At 55.2% G+C, this 22,684-nt stretch carries 21 protein-coding genes; 17 read left to right on the forward strand and 4 right to left on the reverse strand.

What is annotated here, in order from left to right; genetic code table 11:
- Nucleotides 1–2: 2 nt before the first annotated feature.
- Both MPQ_RS12730 and MPQ_RS12735 read right to left on the reverse strand, forming a co-directional pair.
- Nucleotides 3–3,134 carry an efflux RND transporter permease subunit gene (locus MPQ_RS12730; RefSeq protein WP_013443373.1) on the reverse strand — a complete coding sequence of 1,044 codons (3,132 nt, stop codon included), beginning with the start codon at nucleotides 3,132–3,134 and terminating at the stop codon, nucleotides 3–5.
- Between the two features lie 9 nt (nucleotides 3,135–3,143).
- The gene (locus tag MPQ_RS12735; RefSeq protein ID WP_013443374.1) at nucleotides 3,144–4,316 is read right to left on the reverse strand and encodes an efflux RND transporter periplasmic adaptor subunit; all 1,173 of its coding nucleotides are present in this window, start codon (nucleotides 4,314–4,316) and stop codon (nucleotides 3,144–3,146) included.
- Between the two features lie 151 nt (nucleotides 4,317–4,467).
- On the opposite strand from MPQ_RS12735, the gene MPQ_RS12740 reads away from it, so the two are divergent.
- The 6 genes from MPQ_RS12740 (at nucleotide 4,468) to MPQ_RS12765 (ending at nucleotide 10,814) form a co-directional block, all read left to right on the forward strand.
- Nucleotides 4,468–5,103 carry a TetR/AcrR family transcriptional regulator gene (locus MPQ_RS12740; RefSeq protein WP_013443375.1) on the forward strand — a complete coding sequence of 212 codons (636 nt, stop codon included), beginning with the start codon at nucleotides 4,468–4,470 and terminating at the stop codon, nucleotides 5,101–5,103.
- A gap of 261 nt (nucleotides 5,104–5,364) precedes the next feature.
- Entirely contained in the window at nucleotides 5,365–7,170 is a 1,806-nt protein-coding gene (locus tag MPQ_RS12745) for a GGDEF domain-containing protein (protein WP_013443376.1), read from the forward strand.
- A gap of 101 nt (nucleotides 7,171–7,271) precedes the next feature.
- Nucleotides 7,272–8,075, forward strand: a complete 804-nt coding sequence (locus MPQ_RS12750; protein ID WP_013443377.1) for an EAL domain-containing protein — start codon at nucleotides 7,272–7,274, stop codon at nucleotides 8,073–8,075.
- Nucleotides 8,076–8,326: 251 nt separating this feature from the next.
- Complete coding sequence (locus tag MPQ_RS12755; RefSeq protein WP_013443378.1) at nucleotides 8,327–9,316, forward strand: catalase family peroxidase; 990 nt, start codon at nucleotides 8,327–8,329, stop codon at nucleotides 9,314–9,316.
- Between the two features lie 55 nt (nucleotides 9,317–9,371).
- On the forward strand, nucleotides 9,372–9,818 hold the full coding sequence (locus MPQ_RS12760; RefSeq protein ID WP_013443379.1) for a MarR family winged helix-turn-helix transcriptional regulator: 447 nt from the start codon (nucleotides 9,372–9,374) through the stop codon (nucleotides 9,816–9,818).
- 168 nt (nucleotides 9,819–9,986) lie between these two features.
- The gene (locus MPQ_RS12765) at nucleotides 9,987–10,814 is read left to right on the forward strand and encodes an AraC family transcriptional regulator (RefSeq protein WP_013443380.1); all 828 of its coding nucleotides are present in this window, start codon (nucleotides 9,987–9,989) and stop codon (nucleotides 10,812–10,814) included.
- Here the strand turns inward: MPQ_RS12765 and MPQ_RS12770 are convergent, their stop codons facing one another.
- Nucleotides 10,815–11,759, reverse strand: coding sequence for a LysR family transcriptional regulator (locus MPQ_RS12770; RefSeq protein ID WP_013443381.1), 945 nt, complete (start codon nucleotides 11,757–11,759; stop codon nucleotides 10,815–10,817).
- 158 nt (nucleotides 11,760–11,917) lie between these two features.
- On the opposite strand from MPQ_RS12770, the gene MPQ_RS12775 reads away from it, so the two are divergent.
- The 10 genes from MPQ_RS12775 (at nucleotide 11,918) to MPQ_RS12820 (ending at nucleotide 21,103) form a co-directional block, all read left to right on the forward strand.
- Nucleotides 11,918–12,619 (forward strand): pirin family protein, encoded by a 702-nt coding sequence (locus MPQ_RS12775; RefSeq protein ID WP_013443382.1) that lies wholly within the window; start codon nucleotides 11,918–11,920, stop codon nucleotides 12,617–12,619.
- Between the two features lie 48 nt (nucleotides 12,620–12,667).
- On the forward strand, nucleotides 12,668–13,546 hold the full coding sequence (locus MPQ_RS12780; protein ID WP_013443383.1) for an SDR family oxidoreductase: 879 nt from the start codon (nucleotides 12,668–12,670) through the stop codon (nucleotides 13,544–13,546).
- 137 nt (nucleotides 13,547–13,683) lie between these two features.
- Nucleotides 13,684–14,349: a hydrolase gene (locus MPQ_RS12785; RefSeq protein WP_013443384.1), complete on the forward strand. Its 666-nt coding sequence runs from the start codon at nucleotides 13,684–13,686 to the stop codon at nucleotides 14,347–14,349.
- 64 nt (nucleotides 14,350–14,413) lie between these two features.
- Nucleotides 14,414–16,294 carry an amidohydrolase gene (locus tag MPQ_RS12790; protein WP_013443385.1) on the forward strand — a complete coding sequence of 627 codons (1,881 nt, stop codon included), beginning with the start codon at nucleotides 14,414–14,416 and terminating at the stop codon, nucleotides 16,292–16,294.
- A 6-nt stretch (nucleotides 16,295–16,300) separates the two neighbouring features.
- Entirely contained in the window at nucleotides 16,301–17,941 is a 1,641-nt protein-coding gene (locus MPQ_RS12795; protein ID WP_013443386.1) for an MFS transporter, read from the forward strand.
- A complete protein-coding gene (locus MPQ_RS12800; RefSeq protein WP_013443387.1) occupies nucleotides 17,934–18,170 on the forward strand; it encodes a DUF1427 family protein in 237 nt (78 codons plus the stop codon). The genes MPQ_RS12795 and MPQ_RS12800 overlap by 8 nt, the downstream gene beginning before the upstream one ends.
- On the forward strand, nucleotides 18,170–18,400 hold the full coding sequence (locus MPQ_RS12805; protein WP_013443388.1) for a DUF1427 family protein: 231 nt from the start codon (nucleotides 18,170–18,172) through the stop codon (nucleotides 18,398–18,400). Before MPQ_RS12800 ends, MPQ_RS12805 begins: the two co-directional genes overlap by 1 nt.
- 24 nt (nucleotides 18,401–18,424) lie before the next feature.
- Nucleotides 18,425–19,150, forward strand: coding sequence for a M17 family peptidase N-terminal domain-containing protein (locus MPQ_RS12810; RefSeq protein ID WP_013443389.1), 726 nt, complete (start codon nucleotides 18,425–18,427; stop codon nucleotides 19,148–19,150).
- Nucleotides 19,128–20,624 (forward strand): alginate export family protein, encoded by a 1,497-nt coding sequence (locus MPQ_RS12815; protein ID WP_049821912.1) that lies wholly within the window; start codon nucleotides 19,128–19,130, stop codon nucleotides 20,622–20,624. The genes MPQ_RS12810 and MPQ_RS12815 overlap by 23 nt, the downstream gene beginning before the upstream one ends.
- A gap of 89 nt (nucleotides 20,625–20,713) precedes the next feature.
- A complete protein-coding gene (locus MPQ_RS12820; protein ID WP_013443391.1) occupies nucleotides 20,714–21,103 on the forward strand; it encodes a hypothetical protein in 390 nt (129 codons plus the stop codon).
- Between the two features lie 95 nt (nucleotides 21,104–21,198).
- Here the strand turns inward: MPQ_RS12820 and MPQ_RS12825 are convergent, their stop codons facing one another.
- Nucleotides 21,199–22,104 carry a LysR family transcriptional regulator gene (locus tag MPQ_RS12825; protein ID WP_013443392.1) on the reverse strand — a complete coding sequence of 302 codons (906 nt, stop codon included), beginning with the start codon at nucleotides 22,102–22,104 and terminating at the stop codon, nucleotides 21,199–21,201.
- 131 nt (nucleotides 22,105–22,235) lie between these two features.
- On the opposite strand from MPQ_RS12825, the gene rnk reads away from it, so the two are divergent.
- Nucleotides 22,236–22,592 (forward strand): nucleoside diphosphate kinase regulator, encoded by a 357-nt coding sequence (rnk, locus tag MPQ_RS12830; protein WP_013443393.1) that lies wholly within the window; start codon nucleotides 22,236–22,238, stop codon nucleotides 22,590–22,592.
- Nucleotides 22,593–22,684: the final 92 nt, after the last annotated feature.

Below are 22,684 nucleotides of genomic sequence, written 5' to 3' on the forward strand. Positions count from 1 at the left end.
GTTCATTGTTCCTTTTTGCTGCGTTCGCTTATCCATTGAACACCTCTGCGCACCGCTACAAAGAACAGCGGTACAAACAGGACTGCCAGCACGGTAGCGGTAATCATGCCGCCGATTACGCCGGTACCCAGTGCATTCTGCGCACCAGAGCCTGCTCCACTGGAGACGGCCAGTGGCAATACGCCCAGAATGAAGGCCAGCGAGGTCATCACAATCGGCCGGAAGCGCAATCGCAAGGCTTCCAGCGTGGCTTCCACCATCTCCTTGCCTTGTTCCATCTGCTCCTTGGCAAACTCCACAATCAGAATCGCATTCTTGGCCGACAAGCCTATGGTCAATAACAGGCCGACCTGGAAATACACATCATTGGAAAGCCCTCTCAAGGATGCGGCAATCAAGGCACCGACGACACCCAGCGGCACCACCAGCATGACCGCAAACGGGATAGACCAGCTTTCATACAAGGCCGCGAGGCACAGGAACACGATCAACAGTGACAGGGCATACAGCGCAGGCGCCTGCGAGCCGGTCATGCGCTCCTGATAGGAAAGACCAGTCCACTCGTAACCTATGCCGGGGGGCAATTTGGCAGCCAGTGACTCCATGATGGCCATGGCTTCGCCAGTACTGTGCCCGGGCGCAGGGGAGCCCATGATTTCTGTCGAGGACAAGCCGTTATAGCGCTCCAGCCGTGGTGAGCCATACGCCCAGTGCGCGGTGGCGAATGAGGAGAATGGCACCATTTCACCGTTGGCATTCTTGACGAACCATTTGTCAAAATCCTTAAGGTCCATGCGGGATGAAGCATCGCCTTGCAGGTAAACCCGCTTGATACGGCCACGGTCAATGAAGTCGTTGACATATGAGCTACCCCAGGCAGTTGATAGCAAGGAATTGATATCCGCTAGTGAAATACCCAGCGCATTGGCTTTGGCCCGATCAATATCCAGCTTGTATTCAGGAGCGTCTTCCTGCCCGTTGGGCCGAACGCCGACCAATGCCGGGTTGGCTGACGCCATACCAAGCATCTGATTGCGAGCCTGCATCAATGCTTCGTGGCCCAGACCGGCGCGGTCCTGCAATTGCAGGTCAAAGCCCGTGGCATTGCCCAGTTCCACCACGGCCGGCGGAATGAATGCAAAGACCATGGCTTCGCGGATTTGCGAGAAATAGCCCATGGCCTTGCCCGCCACGGCGGATATTTTCAGATCGGGGCGCTTGCGTTCAGACCAGTCCTTCATGCTGACAAAAGCAAGACCGTTGTTTTGCCCGCTACCGCCGAAACTGAAGCCGGATACGGTAAACACCGATTTAACCGCTTCTTTCTGATCTTGCAGAAAATGCCGTTCCACTTGCTGCAATACAGCTTGGGTACGCTCGGTGGTGGCGCCTGCGGGCAATATCACCTGGGTAAACAGAATGCCCTGATCCTCATCCGGCAAGAAAGACGAAGGCAAGAGCGTAAAGAGCACGCCCATGACCAACACGATCAGGCCATACACCAGACCATAGCGGCCCAGACCATTCAGCATGCGTCTTACCAAGGATTGATTCAGCCTGGTTGTACGTTCAACACCACGATTGAAACCGCCGAACAATCGGCTGGCCAGGCTGCGTTTTGTGTCGCCATGACGATGGGGCTTGAGCAAAGTGGCGCACAAGGCGGGGGTCAGTATCAATGCCACCAGCACGGAAAGCGCCATGGCCGACACGATGGTGATGGAGAACTGGCGATAAATCACGCCGGTGGAGCCACCGAAAAATGCCATGGGCACAAATACCGCGGAAAGCACCAGGGCAATACCGATCAAGGCCCCCGTGATTTGCTCCATGGAACGGCGTGTGGCCTCCTTCGGTGATAACCCTTCTTCCTGCATCACCCGCTCTACGTTCTCGACCACCACAATCGCATCATCGACCAGTAAGCCGATCGCCAGCACCATGGCAAACATGGTGAGCGTGTTGATAGAGAAACCCGCTGCAGCCAGCACGCCAAACGTGCCAAGCAGCACCACGGGAACAGCAATGGTCGGGATGAGAGTGGCCCGAAAATTCTGCAAGAACACATACATCACGATGAATACCAGAACAATGGCTTCGATCAGTGTTTTCACCACTTCTTCTATCGAAATTTTGACAAAGGGAGTGGTGTCATACGGCAGCACCGCTTTCATGCCTTGCGGAAACAAAGGCTCCAGTTCGGCCAGTTTGGCTTTGACCGCTTCTGCCGTATCCAGCGCATTGGCACCCGTGGCGAGCTTGATTGCCAGCCCTGTGGCCGGTTTGCCGTTATAGCGGGCGACCACATCATAACTTTCGCCACCCAGCTCTACACGGGCAACGTCACGCAGCCTCACAGCCGCGCCATCCGTGGTACTTTTCAGAAGAATGTCGCCGAACTGCTCCGGGGTCTGCAGGCGGCTTTGCGCCGTCACTGTCGCGTTCAATGCCTGCCCTTGAGTGGCGGGCATGCCCCCAATCTGACCTGCCGACACCTGGGCATTTTGTGCTGTGATGGCGGCGCTGATATCCGCAGGCGTCAGCGAGTAGTTGTGGAGCTTGGCAGGATCCAGCCAGATGCGCATGGCATATTTGCTGCCGAACAGCTGGGTATCCCCTACGCCATTCACGCGACTGAGTATGTCCTGGATATTCGACCCGACATAATCGCCCAGGTCGATATTCGACATGCTGTTGTCTTCTGAAATAAAGCCCACCACCATCAGGAAGTTACTGGATGCCTTGGCTACCTGCACCCCCTGCCTCTGTACATCTTCGGGCAATAGTGGCGTTGCCAGCGCCAGTTTGTTCTGCACCTGGACCTGGGCAATATCGGGGTTCGTGCCTGCATCAAAGGTGAGGGTAATGGTCACGCTTCCAGATGAGTCACTGGTGGATGACATATATGTCAGGTGATCAATGCCTTTCATCTTCTGCTCGATCACCTGCGTGACACTGTCTTCCACCGCTTTGGCTGACGCGCCCGGATAAGTAGCCGTAATGGAAACCGCGGGCGGGGCAATCATTGGGTATTGGGCAATCGGCAGCGAGCGGATGGCAAGCACGCCCGCCAGCATGATCACGATGGCGATCACCCAGGCAAAAATGGGACGATCAATAAAGAATTTTGACATGATCAGCCCCTAGATTTGCTTGCTAGCGCTGGTTTTATTGGGCGAAACCACCTGTGCCGGCATGCCCGGACGTATCTTTTGCAAGCCGCTCACAATCACCTGATCACCGGCATTCAGGCCTTTATGCACCAACCATTGATCACCATGGGTCTGGTCTGCCTCGATATTGCGGATTTCCACCTTGCCATCCCGCAGAACAAACACGGTGGGGTTACCTTTGGAGTCGCGGCTCACGCTGCCTTGAGGCACGAGGATGGCGCGGTCATCCACGCCTTGTTCCAGCACGGCACGCACATACATACCGGGCAGCAATACGCCCTTGGGGTTAGGGAAGACCGCACGCAGGGTGACGGTGCCAGTGGTCTGGCTCACAGTAATATCGGTAAAGGCAAGCTTGCCGTTCAGGCTATAAGTGCTGCCATCTTCGAGCACCAGTTTTACTTCGGCCTGATTTTCACCCGCCTTTTTCAGCAGCCCGCTTTCCCATTGATGACGCAGCCTTAACAGTTCGGCACTGGATTGCGTCACATCTACATAGATGGGATCAAGCTGCTGAATGGTGGTCAGCGTGGTCTCCTGGTTGGCGGTCACCAACGCCCCTGGCGTGACATTGGACTTGGCCACCCGACCAGAAATCGGGGCGATGACGCTGGTGAATCCCAGGTTGATTCTCGCGGTCTGCAAGGCTGCCTTGGCAACATCCACATCCGCCTGCCCTTGTTCCAGTGAGGATTGGGCGTCTTCCAGATCCTGTTTGCTGACAGCCTGTATGGTCGACAATTCGCCATAGCGCGTTGCCTTGCTCTTTGCCGCCACCAGATTGGCCTCGGCCTTGTTCAGGCTGGCCTGTGCGCTATCCAGTGTCGCTTTGTAAGTCGCCGGATCAATTTGATACAAGGGCTGACCAGCTTTCACATCAGCGCCCTCTACAAACAAGCGTTTCTGCAGAATGCCGCCAACCTGTGGACGTACCTCAGACACCAGGAAAGGTGAGGTGCGACCGGGCAGTTCGGTCGTCAGATTGACCGACTGCGGCTGAACTGTCACGACTTCAACCTGTGCCGCGCCTGAAGAGGTTTGTGCGGGCGCGCCTCCCTGATGACATCCTGCCAGGAGCGCATTCCCAGCGATCAATATCAGCAGTGTGGCTGACAGGCGTATATGTTTTACATTGGATTTCATTTGGCTTTCCTTTAACCCCGTGAAGGCACGAATTGCACAGAACACGTAAAATTTAGATCAATCATTCTAGATTGAGCGATCATTCTAATATAAACTACGCAAAAGGCAAATTTTTTACATTTTTTGAAGTTATTTGAAGTTAGGAGAAGCAATGACCACTTCCCAGCCCCCTATCAGCCGCGCCGACCTAAGGCGTAACCAGGTGCTGACGGCCGCCACGGAATGCTTCCGCGCTCATGGTTTTCACGGCACCAGCATGTCCCAATTATCCAAAGCCTCCGGCATGAGCGTCGGCCACATTTATCACTACTTTGAAAATAAAGAGGCCATCATTGAAGCGATTGTGGAAAATGATCTGCTGAAAATATTGCAGATTCCAGAGCGCATAGAGCAAAACCGGGGAGAGGACGATATTTTTGATGCCCTGGTGGCAGATGTGGAGCAAAGCGCTGCCAATGCATTTTATGATCCCGATGCTGCGCTACTGCTGGAAATCGTGGCTGAGGCAGCGCGCAATCCTCGCATCGCCAGCATCATCCGGCGGGCAGAGGCCATCGCCATGGAAAGCATCAAGAATTATCTTCGAAAAGGATTGCAACAGCGCAAGACCACATTCTCGGAACAGTCGCTGGATACCGCCTGCAATCTGCTGGCAGCGTTATTCGAGGGCCTTACCATTAGGCTGATCCGTAACCCTGAACTCTCCCTGCAACACAGCATCCCCATGATGCGCAGAATCATCCGCTACATGCTCGAGCAGGAGATTCCCGAAACTGCAAGTCGCTGATACAGGCAGAAAAAGACTTCCAAGGGCCGCAAGGCCCTTTTTTATTTGGCATATGCCATCGTGGCGGCTTTAAGTACTGTCAAAAAATGCCGATATGATCACAGCCAGCCAGTTTGTACTGGTAGCGTTTATAAAAACCACAGGTCTGTCAGATAAGCTCTAAACCCGCCAAATCATGCCGTTCACCCACAATGCCATCGTAAAAACAAAATTTCGTTTCCGAATCGGTGATCTCCCGAGATGGCAATGGGGCCATGCACCATGGTAAGCACGCAGGATCCGAACGCCATCTCGCACGCAGGCAAGAGCAGCCTGATGAAGAGCTTTATTACCTTCGGCATTTCATCGCTGCTTATACTGATCAGCCTCGCCGCCTTTCTAATTACAGTGGAGTGGCAGGAGTTCAGACGCGCCAGTGCAGCCCATCAGTCCACCGTCAAACTCAAGCTTTTGTTGCTTTATGCAGAAAAACTCTCGCGTGAGCGCGGGCCAACCAATGCCATTCTTGGAAATGCTGATGCTGATGACAGCCAACTGCGACAACCCCTGAAGCTTGCGAGACAGGAAACGGATGACGCTTATGCACGTCTCTGCGCTTCGATAGGCTGTAACAAAACGCCAAACAAACTGACCAGTGATCTTGGCGTGCTGGCGCAGGAACTCGAGCAAGAGAGGAAAACGATAGATAGGCTGGCAAGCCTTCCGCTGAAGGAACGCGGAAATGAGCAAGTCAGCGCGCAGATCGAACGCATGGTTGGCTTTATAAACACCATAAGGCCGTTGATCACGACCCTTAGCAACGATGTCATCATCTCGTCATCGGATATCAGTCTGCTGATTACCGAAGCTCGCCTGGCCGCCACATTGCGCGAGTATGCGGGGCAATTAGGATCGGCACTTACCCCCTCACTGAGCTTCAAGCGAGAAAGAACCCTGAAAGAACAGCTTAAGCTGGAGCGCCTGAAGGGCCATATTGAAGAATTGCACATGCGCCTTTCCGCTCACTTTGCCGTGGCCGCGCTTCCCATCGCCATTGCCGATGCAAAAGCCAAAATGGAAGAAGAGTATTTTGTAGAAGCCACTGCCTACCTGGACAGTATCGAAGCATCCACGAATCTGCAGACACTCCCCAGCCCTGACACATTCTATAAAACCTATGTGCCCTTGATGGATTCGATTCTGACCCTGCGGGATACGCTGTTGGCAGAAGCCGAAGCCAGTACGATCAAGGCGAAACAAGATGCATTGCTTGCCCTGAGTGTGGTGAGCATTCTGATGCTGGTCTTTCTGGCATTGACCATCAAGAAACTGCGCATTATTCATCAACAGGTCGTGGTTCCGATGATGCAGGCCTCTCACGCGCTCAGAGCGATCAGTGCTGGCCATTATCAGGAAATTAGCCATTCGAACAATCTGCCGGAAGAAATTGACGAGGTAATGGAAGGCATCAACACCTTGAACCGTCAGATCAAAGTCCGTATTGGCCTGGAGCAGGAACGGGATGAGTTGGTGAAGACGCTGACCCTGCAGTCTTCAACGGACTTCCTGACCGGCTTGAAAAATCGTCGTGGCTTTTATGAGGCTGCCAATATCGAATACTCCCGCGCGCAACGGCATGCCTGCGAAAGCTGCATCATGATCATCGACATTGATCATTTCAAGACGGTAAATGATACTTACGGGCATTCCGCAGGCGATTGGGCACTGACCTTTATTGGCGGCATTCTGAAAGATAATTCGCGCATACACGACATCTCGGCGCGGCATGGTGGGGAAGAGTTCATCTGCATGCTGGGCAACAGCAATCTGGAGGAAGGCTGCCTGTTTGCCGAAAAAATCCGCACGCTGATTCAAGCCGCCATGGTCGATATTGGACCAGACTTAGCGCCGATCAAACTCACGGTCAGCATAGGCATCACCAGCAGCCAGTTTCAGCACCCGCCACTGGATATGATGATCGAACAGGCAGACCGTGCGCTGTATATGGCAAAAAACCTGGGGCGTAACCGCGTACAGCGCTTTGACCACAGCGCGCTTGCCGCTACGGCACAATATCCGCTGCTGTGACGGTGTTCCACCCCGACCATTCCAATGTGTGCGGCAGCTGTATTTAAATCATGCTAGATTAGACATTGGACTGGGCAAGACAATGCATTGGAGACAGATACATGGGTAGATTAGAAAACTTCGTTCCGGTGGGCTGCAAGGCATGCCGCGACAAAACCAAGCTCGGCATCGACTTCACCATGGCGTTTCAGCCGATTGTGGATATTTCGGACAGCAGCATCTTCGGTTACGAGGCCCTGGTGCGCGGCATCAATAACGAAGGCGCCGCCAGCATTCTTTCCCAGTTGAATGATGAAAACCGCTACCTGTTTGACCAATCCATACGCGTCAAAGCCATTGACCTGGCACAACAGCTGAATTTGCAGGGCATGCTCAGCATCAACTTTTTGCCCAATGCCGTCTACAAACCGGAAACCTGCATACGCGCCACGCTGGAAGCCGCCGCCGAAGTCAACTTTCCCACCGACAGGATCATGTTTGAAGTCACGGAAGGCGAGCGCGTCATCGACAACGAGCACCTGCGCAATATCTTCATTGAATACAAAAAACACAACTTCACCACCGCCATCGATGACTTTGGGGCGGGCTATGCCGGGCTCAACCTGCTCGCTGACTGGCAACCGGACATCATCAAGCTGGACATGGCGATGACCCGGAATATCCACCAGGACCGCGTTCGCCGCGCACTGGTATTCGGCATTCTGTCGATTTGCCGCGAGCTGTCTATCAAGGTGATTGCAGAAGGGATTGAAGTCCGAGAAGAATGTCTTACCCTGGCCGACGAAGGCGTGACCTTGTTCCAGGGGTATTTCTTCGCAAAACCCGGCTTTGAATGTCTGCCTACTGTTCCTGACGAGGTCTGGCCCTTGGTCAAATCGCGCCGGGTTCGGGATAGCAGGAGATAGCACCCGCACCCATATCCCGTGGCTGCGTTTTACTTTTCAAATGGACTGATCAAATAAACAAAATTGATCAATCTGCCATATCGCGTAATACTCATGCTCAGCAATACCTTACGGGATCACCCGTGGTGCCAGGCAAGGCTGCAGTGCGAGCCGCCATTGCGTTAGCCCGGTAGAGCAAAGTCAATTTTATTCAATACATTTGAGTTGGTTGCCTCTACCCTTTGTAAAAATAAATATCATTGGGAGCTTCCATGAACATTGCCTTAAAACCTATGCTGTTAGTCCTGCTGGCGGGCTTATCCGGCAGTGCATTTGCCGAAGAAACGACCAAACCTGTCACCGAACAACTGGTAGATACCCTGACCCAGTTATCAGGCGGACCACATGCCAAGTTTCGCGCCAACCATGCCAAAGGCATTGTCGCCGAGGGCGTATTCACGCCAGCCGCCAGCGCCGCCGAAATTACCAAGGCCAGCATTTTCACCACATCCAACCCTGTCACCGTACGTTATTCCGATGCGACTGGCGTACCGAATATTCCAGATGCCGATGGCAATGCATTTCCCAAGGGTATCGCCATTCGTTTCAACCTGCCTGACCAAAGCCTGGCTGACCTGGTATGCATCTCGGTGAATGGCTTCCCTTCGGCAACGCCTGAAGATTTTCTGGGTCTGCTGAATGCCGTGGCCGCCTCCGGCAAGGAAACAACCAAGCCCACCACGATTGAAAAGTACCTGGGCAGCCATCCTGCCGCGCTGAAATTTGTCACCACACCCAAGCTGCCGCCCGAGAGTTTTGCCACCCAGGCGTTTTTTGGCGTGAATGCCTTCAAGTTCACCAATGCCAAGGGCGAAACCCACTATGGCCGCTATCGCATCGAGCCGGTGACTGGTCAGAAATTTCTCTCGCCAGAAGCTGCCAAGGCAGCCGATGCCAATTACCTGATGAACGAGCTGCCCGCCAGACTGAAAAATGGCCCATACAGCTACAAAATTTCAGTACAGATTGCTGACGCCGGCGATACGCTGAATGACGCTACCGTGACCTGGCCAGACACCCGCCGCGTGGTGGAGCTGGGCACGTTGCAGATCAAGAACATCAAGGCAGACGGAGCGAGCTATGAACGCCAGGTGATGTTCAGCCCGCTCAATCTGGTCGATGGCATTGAACCTAGCGATGACCCCATCCTGCTGGCACGCCCAGGGGCGTATGCCGTGAGTTTTGGCCGCCGCTTGCAGTAATCCAGTTCAACCATACGGGGTCTTGTTGCCAAGACTCCGAGTAGGAGGCAAGCCTGTGTCCCAAGGTAGTACCGACACCCCGACGCTGAGCAATCTGCTCTGTTATGCGCTGTATTCCAGCTCGCTGGCCATGTCGCGGGTTTACCGTCCTTTGCTGGCAGGCTTGTCGCTGACATATCCGCAGTATCTGGTACTCATGGTGTTATGGACGCAAGATGGATTAACCGTCTCGGATATTGGCGAGTCACTTTCTCTCAATTCGGCGACATTAACCCCCTTGCTGAAGCGCATGGAAACCACCGGCTACATCCACCGTGCGCGTTCTTCCGATGACGAACGCCAGGTGGTGGTCAGCCTGACGGGTAAAGGTCAGCAGACACGTCATGAATCCGCCCGCATCATGGCCTGCATCAGTGAAGCATCAGGGCTGAGCGATAAAAAAATGGCAGAAATGTGCTTACAGCTCAACAGCCTCAGGGATCACTTGAACCAGACGGCATAAGCACGATTTTTTTAATCAACTGCATCGCACGCGATTTAATCGCACATGAAACACATATCACACAGGAATGCCCGGCGGGCATGTCCTGGAGTGGCATCCTGAAACGTGGTGATGACCTGAAGGCAAAAGTGCCGTCTTCATCAGGTAGCCAGAACTGCAGCAGGGGGGATGATGGGCAAGGCAGCAGACACAAAACTTACACATATCGCGCAGGATGGCCTGCACCTTTACCGCTATGACATGGCGGCGGGTGCGCGTATCAGCATGGAAAAAGTATTCCACGAAGAAATCGCCATCATCGGCTTCGAACGCTGCGCCTGGCATAGCTCGCAAAATGGCCGCTATTATTTTGAGACCCCTGATTGCCTGGTGATCCGGGATGCAGGTCAGATATTTTCCTTGGAGTCTGCGTATATTTCCCCCAGTGGCGCGGTTTGCCGTGAGTTGCGATTTACGCCGGAATACCTCGACGCATTGTGCGCGCAGCTGGAGCTACCCCAACCAACGCTGGATTACAGCAACCCATTGCTAGCCTTCGAGCCGCTGACTCGACTGTTCATGCGCACGCATAGCCTGATGGAAAGAAACGATTGTGCGCTGGCAAAATCCAGCTATCTCGCGACCTTTTTCTATGCGCTGCTCAATATCAAGCTGCCACCCCAGATCGCGCAGCAGGGGCAGACTAATCCCAAAAAACTCAACTTCGCCATTGAATACCTGCGCGCATATTTCAGTGATGCCATTACGTTGCCGGCGCTGGCGGCCCATATCGGCATGAATCCGTTTGTGCTGATCCGCCAATTCAAAAAACATCTGGGGATCACCCCACATGAGTATTTACAGATATACCGTGTCATTCAGGCCCGCAAACTGATCGCGCAAGGCCACAAGCTCAGCGAGGTGGCACCGCTGTGCGGATTCGCCGACCAAAGTCACCTGACCCGCAGCTTCCGCAAAAAAATGGGAGTAACGCCGGGGCGCTACTATTCGCTTTGATCAGGGGAAACCTTTACCGTTAGCGCTCTGGTGTAGGCTATCTGCCCACAGGCGCGCCACGATATCAGGGGATTCTTTCATCCGGGCAATCCACCACTTGAGGCCTTCGCCTGCTTCTGCCGTGCGCCATGCCAGACACACAGGTTCTGGCGGGCGCGGCTCCTGTACTTGCCTGGCGACTAGCAGGCCCTGATCCAGCGCTGGTTGCGCAAGAGGAAGTGGCAGAAAACCAAAGCCCAGCCCCGCCACCTGATAATCCAGCTTGGCCTGCATGGTAGGGACAGACAAGGTATCCTGCCCCAGTAGCAAGCCCACGGTACGCGGCGCCAGACGTCGCACCGAATCGCTCACCACCACTGCCCGATAAGGCGCCAGATCATTTTTGCCCAAAGGCTTATCGATCGCAGCGAGTGGATGGCTGGGAGCTACGCAAAATACAAACTCCGTCATACCCAGTACTTCCCTGGCATACCCGCCACCGGAGGGACCTTCACCGGCAGCCCCAATCAGGATGTCCACGCGCCCTTCCAGCAAACTCTCCCAGGTCCCGGACAGGGATTCCTGCACCAGCTTGATCCGTGTTCCGGCAATAGCACAGAAGGCCGTAATGTCTGGAATCAAGGTCCGCGTGGAAAACATGGTATCCATGCCGATATTGAGTTCCGTCTCCCAGCCAGAAGCCACGCGCTTGACCCGCTGTTCAAGCTCCTCCGCCGCGCGGATCAGATGGCGCCCCTCCGTAAGCAATTCGAGTCCCACCTTGGTCAGCGTAACCTTGGGGCCCTGCCGTTCATAAATCTGCACGCCCAGATCCTGCTCCAGCTTGCTGATGGTGTAGGAAATCGTCGACGGGACTTTGAACAAGGCACCACCAGCGGCAGCAAACGATCCCAGGCGATCTACCGCATCCAGCACCAGCAAGGCATCCAGGCTAATTCTAAACATTCGAAAATTTCGATCCTATATGGGTAATTTTTCCGTTTTTCTTGGCATTAAAGCGCGTTCATACTGGCTCCCATGCTAAACGAAACGCGAATATCCAGCAATTAATGATATTCAAAAAAACTGCATCACCAATTAACCATTACCCAAAGGAGCACACCATGTTAGAGCTACTCAAGAATTCGCAACGCGGCGCAGCAGACCACGGTTGGCTGCAATCGAACCACTCTTTCTCGTTCGGCCACTACTGGAATCCCGAGCAGATGGGGTTTGGCCCGCTGGTGGTGATCAATGAAGACCGTGTACAGCCTGCCCAGGGCTTTGGCACTCACGGCCACCGTGACATGGAAATTATCAGCTACGTGCTGAGCGGCGCGCTTGAGCATAAAGACAGCATGGGCAATGGCTCGGTGATTCGCTATGGCGATGTGCAACGCATGAGCGCAGGCACCGGTGTGCGCCACAGCGAATTCAACCATTCAAAAACCGAGCGCGTGCACTTCTTGCAGATCTGGATAGAGCCGAGCGCCAAGGACATTAACCCTGGCTATGAGGAAAAGCACTTCCCAGTGGAAAGCAAGCAGGGACAGTTGCGCCTGATCGCCTCGCCTGACGGCCGCGATGGTTCGGTCGTGATTCATCAGGATGCGCTCATGTTCGCCAGCATCCTGGATACGAATGACGCTGTGACTTACCAGATCGAGCCAAACCGCACAGCCTATCTGCACCTGATCAGAGGCGCACTGGAAGTCAACGGCCAGAAGCTGACCACTGGTGACGCCCTCAAGATCAAGGACGTTGCCAGCCTGAGCATCGGCCAGGCCAGTCAGGCGGAGTTCCTGCTGTTTGATCTTCCTTATTGATCACTGACTGTCATTGAGATCACCGATTTTTAACTTAGGAGTACTGCCATGAAAAATGAAACCATTCTGCTTATCGGGGCTGCCGGCAATAACGGCCAGGCGACCCTGAATGCCCTGCTAAGCTCACCAGGCGATCACATCCGCATTCGTGCGGCGGTGCGCAGCGAAGCCCGAGCCCAGGCACTGCTGGCCAAGTATCCGACCATCGAGACCGTCGTGGTCGATCTTGACCAAGCCGCCAGCCTGGCACCCGCATTTATCGGCGTGAATCGGGTATTCATGATCCCCGGCAATGTGGAAAACCGGGCGCAACACGCCAAGTATGCGGTGGATGCAGCCAAAGCCGCCGGTACGGTCAAGCAGTTCGTGCTGTATTCGGTTGTGGGGGCAGAGTGGGAGGCGATACTGTTTGCCCGCCAATTCCGCGAAGCAGAAAAATACCTCGAAGCCTCCGGCCTGCCATGGACGCATCTGCGCACGATCTGGTTTCAGGAAAACTTTCTTAACTGGGCCGCGGGCATCAAGCAGGGTGCGTTTTATTTCGGGGTGCGCGAAGGCCGTTTTGCACCACTCAATGTGCAGGACATCGGCGCCATTGCCGCCCGGGTGCTGACGACGGAAGGTCATGAGCGCAAGGCTTATAACATCACCGGCCCCGAGCTCCTGTCCGGCCATGACATGGCCGCCATTTTTACCCGGGTCACCGGCCGCCAGGTGGACTATGTATCGCCTCAGGCAACCAGCACCTATGAGTCCCTGATTCAGGATGGCTGGCCGGAGTGGCAAGCCAAAGGCGTGCTGGAGCTGTTTGAGGTCTTTGCTTCCGATCAGGCGGCGGTGATTTCACCCGATGGCGAAAATCTGCTGGGGCGTCCGCTCACCCGGTTTGAAGACTTCGTCCAACAACACAAATCCACCTTTATTTAAAACAGATGGCTTGCCATGCAGCACTGGCAGGCCATCTTAACAAGGGCGGTCAATTTCATTCAATACACCCGCTCGAGCACTTGTTATAAAGCATTCAGGCACACCACATCACCTTTATTCATCTTGAGGAGAACACCATGTCAGCAGCAACCGAAAAACTGATCACCCCGGACAACTGCGTCTTTGTCTTTATCGATCATCAGCCACAAATGTCATTTGGCGTAACCAATATTGACCGCCAACTGTTGAAAAACAATACGGTTGCCATTGCCAAAGCGGCCAAGCTGTTCAATATCCCCACCATCCTCACCGCGGTGGAAACCGAGTCTTTCAGCGGTTACATCTGGCCAGAACTGATGGATGTGCTGCAACAAGATCCCATTGAACGCACCAGCATGAATAGCTGGGAAGACCCGAAATTTATCGAGGCTCTCAAAAAAACCGGCCGCAAGAAACTGGTAATTGCTGCGTTATGGACCGAAGCCTGCCTGGTATTCCCTACCTTGTGTGCGCTGGCTGAGGGCTACGAAGTGCTCATGGTCACCGACGCATCCGGTGGCACTTCGGTAGAAGCACACAATGCCGCGATTCGTCGCTGCGAAAGCCATGGCGCCGAATCCATCACCTCTATCCAGGTATTGCTCGAACTGCAACGCGACTGGGCACGCAAAGAAACCTATGTCGGCACAACCGATATCGCCCGCGAGCACTTTGGCGCCTATGGCATGGGTATCGACTATGCCGCCAGCCTGCTGCATGACTATGGTCAACGTGCGAAATACCCGCACAAGGTTGTGAAGTAAGTCTGTTTACGGCGGCCAGGCCTTCGCCTGGCTGCATTTCGCCCCATGTTGACCCGAGGTACCCATGTCGATCGCCTACGCTGACATCGTTTTATATAACGGCCGCATCACCACACTCCATGCAGAACAGCCCGAGACCAGTGCGATCGCCCTCGCCGCAGGCAAGGTGCTCGCTATCGGCAGCGACCAGGAAATGCACGCTCATGCCGGCCCAGACACGGAGATCATCAATCTGGCCGGCAGGCGCGTCTTGCCCGGGCTCAATGATTCGCACCTGCACCTGATCCGTGGTGGCCTTAATTACAACATGGAACTGCGCTGGGAAGGCGTGGGCAGCGTGCAGGATGCGCTGGCCATGCTGCGACTTCAGGCGGCACGCACACCAGCACCGCAATGGGTAAGAGTGGTTGGCGGCTGGAGCGAGTTTCAGTTCAAGGAAAGACGCATGCCCACGCTGGCGGAGATCAACGCTGTTGCGCCTGATACCCCCGTTTTCATTCTGCACCTGTATGACCGCGCCCTGCTGAATGCCGCCGCATTGCGGGCGGCAGGGATTACAAAGGAGACACCGGACCCGGCAGGTGGCCGCATTGAGCGTGATGCCAGAGGCAATCCCACCGGCATGCTGATTGCCGAGCCGAATGCCATGATCCTTTATTCCACGTTGGCAAAAGGCCCCAAATTGCCGCTCGAGGATCAGATCAATTCCACGCGCCACTTCATGCGCGAGTTGAACCGGCTGGGTGTTACCAGCTGCATTGACGCGGGCGGTGGCTTTCAGAATTATCCGGAGGACTATCAGGTAATCGATCAGCTACATGCCGAAGGGAAAATGACGTTGCGCATCGCCTACAACCTGTTTACCCAGAACAAGGGCGGCGAGCTGGCAGATTTCCAGAAATGGAGCGGCATGGTAACGCCATACAGCGGCGACAGCTATCTGCGACATAACGGCGCAGGCGAGATGCTGGCATTTTCTGCTGCCGACTTTGAGGACTTTTTGCAGCCGCGACCCGAGATGGCATCGCACATGGAACAGGACCTGGGCGAGGTGGTGCGCTTTCTGGTGGAAAAACGCTGGCCATTCCGCCTGCACGCGACTTACGACGAAACCATCGGTCGCGCACTGGATGTGTTTGAGTCGATAGACCGAGACACGCGCTTTGGCGATTTGCGCTGGTTTTTCGACCACGCCGAAACCGTTTCCAGCAAAAACCTGGAGCGGATCAAGCGTCTGGGGGGCGGCGTAGCTGTCCAACACCGCATGGCCTTTCAGGGCGAATATTTTGTGGATCGCTACGGTAAAAAAGCGGCCGAGCACACTCCGCCTATCCGCAAGATGCTGGAACTCGGGGTACCCGTTGGCGGCGGCACCGATGCCACCCGTGTGGCCAGCTTCAACCCCTGGGTATCGCTTTACTGGCTGGTCACAGGCAAGACGCTGGGCGGCCTCGCGCTTTATGGCGAAAGCAATTGCCTGGAGCGTGAGGAGGCACTAAGACTGTGGACCTGCGGCAGTGCCTACAAATCGCATGAAGAATCCGTAAAAGGGACGCTCGCCCCCGGCATGTATGCCGACCTCACGGTACTGTCCGCCGACTTCATGACGGTTCCTGATGAAGCCATCAAGGCGATTACCTCGGTCATGACCATCGTCGGCGGCAAGATTGTCTACGCGGCGGGCGATTATCAACAGCATGATGCGCCACTGCCCCCGGCGAGTCCCGACTGGTCTCCCGTGCGCTACTTTGGCGGCCACCAGACACCGGACACGCACTATGCCACTCACGCGGCATGCGCTTCTCCAGGCTGCTCAGTACACGGCCATGCTCATCATCATGGTCACGATGGAAAACTTTCCCGCTGGCTGGGGCTGGATCAGGATAGCCAGCGCCCCAGTTTCGATAATCCCTGGGCCATTGGCTGTGGCTGCTTTGCTTACTAGGACATCATGACAACTCCCCAGACTCAGGCCACGGCCGCCTCCGCATTTGCCCCATTCAAATACCGTATTTTCACGGTGTTATGGATGGCAACCCTCATCTCCAACATCGGCACCTGGATGTTCAACGTCACCTCCGGCTGGATCATGACCGAGCTTTCACCATCGCCATTCATGGTGTCGCTGGTGCAGGTGGCCACGGCCTTGCCCATCTTTATCTTTGCCCTGCCGGCTGGCGCACTGGGCGATATTTTTGATCGTCGCAAATTGCTGCTCGTCACCCAGATTGCCTCTGCAGCAGCATTGTTCATCTTTGCGGCCATCTTGTGGGCAGGCCATGTAAGCGCATGGGGCTTGCTCTTGTTCACCTTTCTCACCGGCGCAGGCTCGGCCTTTGCCATGCCGGCCTGGCAGGCGATTGTGCCACGCCTGGTCGCTAAGGAAGCCCTGCAACCAGCTATCGCGCTCAATGGCGTAAGCGTCAATATTGCCCGGGCGATTGGTCCGGCATTGGGTGGGTTTATTCTGGTGGCCGCGGGGGCGACGGCCACCGTACTGTTTGATGCCGTTACCTATCTTTTTGTCGCCGCAGCCCTGCTGTGGTGGCGAGCCAGTGCAGGCAAAACCGACACCTTGCCACGCGAGTACATGGTAGGGGCCATGCGTGCTGGACTGCGTTTCTCCCTGCGCAGTCAGGCCTTGCGCAGCACCATTATTCGCGCGCTGGCCTTTTTCACATTTGCTTCGGCATATTGGGCTTTGCTTCCGCTCATCGCCAAAGAGCTTCTGCACGGGGGTCCCGGCCTTTACGGCATCATCCTGACCGCGCTCGGCGCGGGTGCCGTAGCAGGCACTTTCCTTATCGGCAAATTGCGCAAGCAGTTGGGTGCCAATGCCGTGGTCGCTCTGGGTACGCTCGGAACCGCGCTCGCCATGGGATTCTTCGCCTATGGCGGTAACGCTACTCTGGGCGTACTGGCAGGTGTACTCGCCGGATTGTCATGGATCATGGTGATTTCATCGCTGAATGTATCTGCACAAACCGCGCTGCCAGACTGGGTAAGGGCTCGCGGGCTGGCCATTTTCCAGATGATGTTCTGGGGCGCGATGACGGCGGGATCCTTGCTCTGGGGCAAGCTTGCCATGAGCCTGGGGTTGCCCCACGCGCTGATATTGGCTGCCGCCATTTCCCTGCTTTGCATCCCCCTGACCTGGCGCTTCAAGCTCAACCTGGGGGAGCATGACGATTTCGTACCATCCGGCCATTGGCCAGAACCCGTGCTATCAACTCCGGTGGCGCATGACCGTGGGCCAGTGCTGGTCAGCATTGAGTATCACATTCGCCAGGAAGACAGCCATGCCATGCATCACCTGATGCGCGAGCTGGGCGCCTTGCGTCGACGCGATGGTGCCGTGCATTGGGGCGTGTTTGAAGATGTAGCGCGCCCCGGCACGTTTATCGAGATTTTCATTGAAGAATCCTGGGTAGCGCACATGCGCCAGCATTTGCGCGTATCCGGCACGCACAAGCAATTACAGGAAAAAATTCGCGCCTTGCATCAGGGCGATGCCGCGCCCATCGTGCGTCATGCGGTAACGCCAGAGCACGGGGCAGATAGCATTCACTTGCCGGAGGATCATCATGATTAAGATTGTGCTGGGTTTGGTGCTGGGGTTTGGCATAGGCTTTTTCTGTCGCTGGGCAGGCGTCCCAGTACCAGCGCCACCGGTACTGGCCGGCGCCTTGCTGGTGCTGGCCATGACCATCGGCTTTTTGCTGGCAGACAATATCGCACAACATCGCAAAAGCACTACCCGCCATTTGTGCGGCGGCCCAACTGGCAAGCCGGCTTCGGCAGATGACAAGGAGAGTGTTTGATGGAAACCCTATTACTCGGCATTGCCCTCGGACTGGCGATAGGCTTTGGCTGCAGGTGGTTTGATATTCCGCTGCCTTCGCCACCCAATCTGGTGGGAGCGCTCCTGGTTGTATCCATGACCCTGGGCTTTCTCACTGCCAACACCTTGCTTGCGCCATCGCCAGCGAATGTACACGCCAGCCACGGCGCTTCAACGCTCCTTGCTGGATTGAAAGCCAGCGCTCACTAATTGCCATACAAATAAGGACGCATCATGCCTATTTTTCGACTTGCCCCGCTCGCGGCCTGCCTTTTCAGCAGCCTGTTCACCCTGAACGTATTTGCCGATACACCGCAGACTTCCTTTCCCTCACCCCATGGCATGACCGTGACGGTCAAGCAGATAGGCCCGGTTACGCAGACTACCGATCTGCAAATCATTACCTTGCTGAAGCATAACCCGCAAGGCGATCAATATATTGAAGCCATGCAGGATTTCAATGACAAGCAGGGCGGTCTGCTACAGGCGCTGCGTGAGCGTGGCGAGTTTATTGGTGAACTTGGAGAAACCTTTTTGTATACGCCACCAGGCCAATCCATCACGCCCAGGCAAGTGCTGCTGATCGGCGTGGGCGATGAGAAAAACCTCTCGCAGGAAAGCTTGCGCCTGGCTGGACGCATTGCCATTCGTGAAGCAGTACGCCTGAACGCCCATCATGTGTCATTTGCCCCCACGCTACGTGATCAAGGCAGCAGCGTGATTGAAGTTGGCGCAGGCGATGCTGCGGTGGTGGAGGAGGGGCTCCTGGCTTATGACACGGAGAAGCGCTTGCAGGCGCAAGGGCTGGCTCCCGCCTTTGACATTCAGGAATGGGTGATCGAAGCAGGCCCCAAATACTATCAAAGCGTGAATACGCAAATTGACCGTGCAATCCAGCAGGTAAGCCTAACCCTTCAGAAAAAGGGCACTGAACCTTATGTGGCCGCCAGCAAAAAATAACCTGGCGCTCGCCGGCGTGCTCGGCAGCCTGATCACGGCCTGCCCGGCTTTCGCGGATGACTACGTGACACCCTTGGACCTCAAAACCGGGAAGGTACTGGTATTGCCCGAGGATTCAGCCTTGGCAGAGGATGCCACCACCGGGCATCCCAGCCGCCATCCACCACCGTATACCTTGTTGCGTTATACCGAGCGCTATTCCTATCTGGCAGAACCGGGCTATGCCCGTGATGGGCTGGATTCGCTTAAATATATTCCCCTTACGCCGGGCAATCCTGAGAGCTATCTAAGCCTGGGCGGCGAGGTACGCGAGCGCTATGAGAGCTACCATAACCAGGGATTCGGGGTGGCTGGCCCCAAGCAGAATGACTACGGTTTACAGCGCCTGCTTTTGCATGCGGACCTGCACTTCAACGAACGCTTGCGCGTGTTTGCCCAAGGGATTTCCAGCGTGCAGTTTGGTGGCGAATTCAAAAGTCCGATCAACCAGAATCCGCTAGACCTGCAACAGGCGTTTGTCGATTACACCTGGGGCGAACCTACCCCCAATGGTGAGCGCCTGACCTTGCGTGGCGGGCGATTTTCCATGGCGTATGGCTCAAGCCGATTAGTTGCCACGCGAGCTGCTCCCAATACTCCACTCAAATTTGATGGTGTGCAGCTAATCGCCTCGGCGGGCGGTAAAACCAAACTGTATGCCTTCGCGGTCCGCCCGGTAGAAGAGCAGCGCTACCGGCCAGATGCGGCAAATGAAGAGCAGACGTTTTATGGCGTGTATGCATCCCGCCCCCTGACTCCCGAACTTAGCGCAGATCTTTATTATCTGGGCTTTCGCGATGAAAAAAGTGCCTATGTGGATGCCAGCGGCCTCGAAAACCGCCATTCCATAGGTAGTCGCTGGTTTGGCAAAAGCGGCAATTGGGACTATGACATCGAGCCCGTCTACCAGTTTGGGCACGTAGACAACCAGGATATACGGGCCTGGACACTGGCAAACGACATTGGCTACACTTTCCTGCAGCATCCCTGGCAGCCCAGGCTGGGACTCAAGCTGGATATCGCCAGTGGCGATCGCCACCAGGGCGATGGTACGGTTGGTACCTTCAATCCGCTTTTTTTCAAGGCAGGGTATTTCAATGATGCAAGCTTGCTGCGACCCGCCAATATCAAGGATCTGCATGTCTCCTTGCAAACCCAGCCCCTGGAAAACCTTACCGCCACTGTGGGCGCCGATGCGATCTGGCGCTTCAGGAAGGAAGACGCGCTATATGCCACCAATGGCGCCGTCAGTCTGCCCGCCAATGTACAAGGCATGTATGTGGGCACCACGGCAGAAGGCTCATTGCAATGGAAGGCCAGCCGCCATATGGTCGCCACGCTGTCATATGTACATCTTTATGCCAGCAGTTATGTGAAAAATGCAGGGGGTGGCGATGTGGATTATGTGGCTACGTGGCTCAGTTTTTTATGGTGATGGCATGAAAAAGTAAAACGCAAGGGATTCCATATATACAGACCTGTATATATACTAACTTCTCCATTCACAACACAAGGGAGAAGATAATGAATGTTTTACTCATAGGATCAGTTGCTTGCATCACCGCATTGATTTCATCCGCCTGGTTGATGACCTTTGCCAAATGGTTTCCGTTACCAGGCGTAGATGCTTTCGTGGTCGATTACAAAACCATGATACGCGCGCACGTGGACTATGCCTTGATGGCGTTATTCGGCCTGGGATTCTACGGCGCAGGCGTCGAGCTTCCCGTCATTGCCTGCTGGTGTCTGGCGATAGGCGGTTTCACCAACCCCACGATTTTTACCATTGCAGCGTTTGATCCCGACTTCTGGAGCAAGAAAAAGTGGAAGGTATTCTCAGCGCTGAGTTTCGTGATTTCCACCATTGGCTTTATGTGGATAGCGTATACCCTGCTGATGCACGCCTTGGCGTGAGTGGGTATTAACACCCGCTGCAACCCAACCCCGGCAAGGGCTGCCTGCGCAGCTCTTGCCATTCTCATGTTGAATAGGGGAGGCCTCCCTGACACTCAACGCGCATCCCAATAAGGCTCCGGACCGTAACGTTCCAGCAGGAAATCTATAAAAGTACGCGCCTTGAGCGGCAGAAAACGATTGGGCAAATACATGGCGTACACATGCTGCTCGACTGGAATGTAATCAGACAGTACCGATTGCAGATGCCCGGATTGCAGGTGATTACCGACAATAAAAGTTGGCAATAGCGCCAGCCCGAAGCCCCCCAGCACCACCTGCGACAAGGCTTCATCATCATTGATGCGCACACGGCCAGATACCGGCACCGCAATTTCGCCATCCGGCCCGCTGAATCGCCAATAGCCTTTATCCCCTGAATGGATATAGTCCAGGCAATTGTGCGCCGTCAGCGCCATGGGCGAAGCGGGCAAGCCATGCTGCCGGAAATATGCCGGGGTACCACACACCTGGCGCCGCACGGGCGCGAGCTTGCGCGCCACCAGGGCGGATGGCGGCTCCTGGGCAACCTTGATAATCACGTCGTAGCCCTCTTCCACCATATCAATCGCTCTATCGGTAATGGTTATATCCAGCTCCACCTCAGGATACTGCTGCAGAAAATCCGCCATGGCCGGCGCCACATGCAAGGTGCCAAAAGCCACAGAAGCGGCAACGCGCAAGGTGCCGCTGGGCTTGCTGTTAAGGTTTTCCACCACCTGACTGGCGCGCTCGGACTCGGTGACGATGCGCGCGCAGTGTTCCAGCATGCCAGCACCCACTTCCGTGAGGCTGAGGTGACGCGTGCTGCGATTGAGCAAGCGGGCGCCCAGAGCAGTTTCCAGTTTGGCGACCGCCTTGCTGACCGCAGAGCGCGACATGCCGAGCTTTCTGGCGGCGGTGGAAAAACTTTGCTCCTGGGCCACATGGGCAAAAATGGCCATCAAATTGAGATCATGCATGTTTATTGTATCCATTCAGGAAACTTACCTTTTCCAGTATAGCGGCTTATGGCGGGCTTGATATGCGCTTATGATGTGATGGCATGCCCCTGCCATTTGGCGGGGGCTTTCGTTTTTAAAGGATATTTAATATGCAAGACAGGTACTTATACATATCAGAGCCGGATTATGCCGTGCTGCACACCCTGACCCGACATCATGCCCTGAGTGACGAGCTGGATCGCGCCATTGTTGTACCAAGTGAAAAAATGCCGCCGGATATCGTCGGCCTCAATTCGCGCGTCACCTATGTGGATGAAAGTAACGGCGTTAGTCGCACCATTGAGCTGGTGCTGCCAGAAGAAGCCAATATGGAACAGGGCAAGATATCGGTGCTGGCTCCGGTAGGCACGGCGCTACTGGGGCTCAAGGCCGGACAAAGCATTGAATGGCCTTTCCCCAATGGCATGCCACGTCGCTTGCGCGTGGTGAGCACCTTATCGGCATAAAGCGCATACTGGCCCGATGTGAGGCGAAATTTGGATGCCTCGCAGGAGGATCGGGAAAATTTCCCGTTTACAATATACAGACCAGTATATAA

Origin of the sequence: Methylovorus sp. MP688, from assembly GCF_000183115.1 — a bacterium.
Taxonomy (GTDB): Bacteria; Pseudomonadota; Gammaproteobacteria; order Burkholderiales; family Methylophilaceae; genus Methylovorus; species Methylovorus glucosotrophus.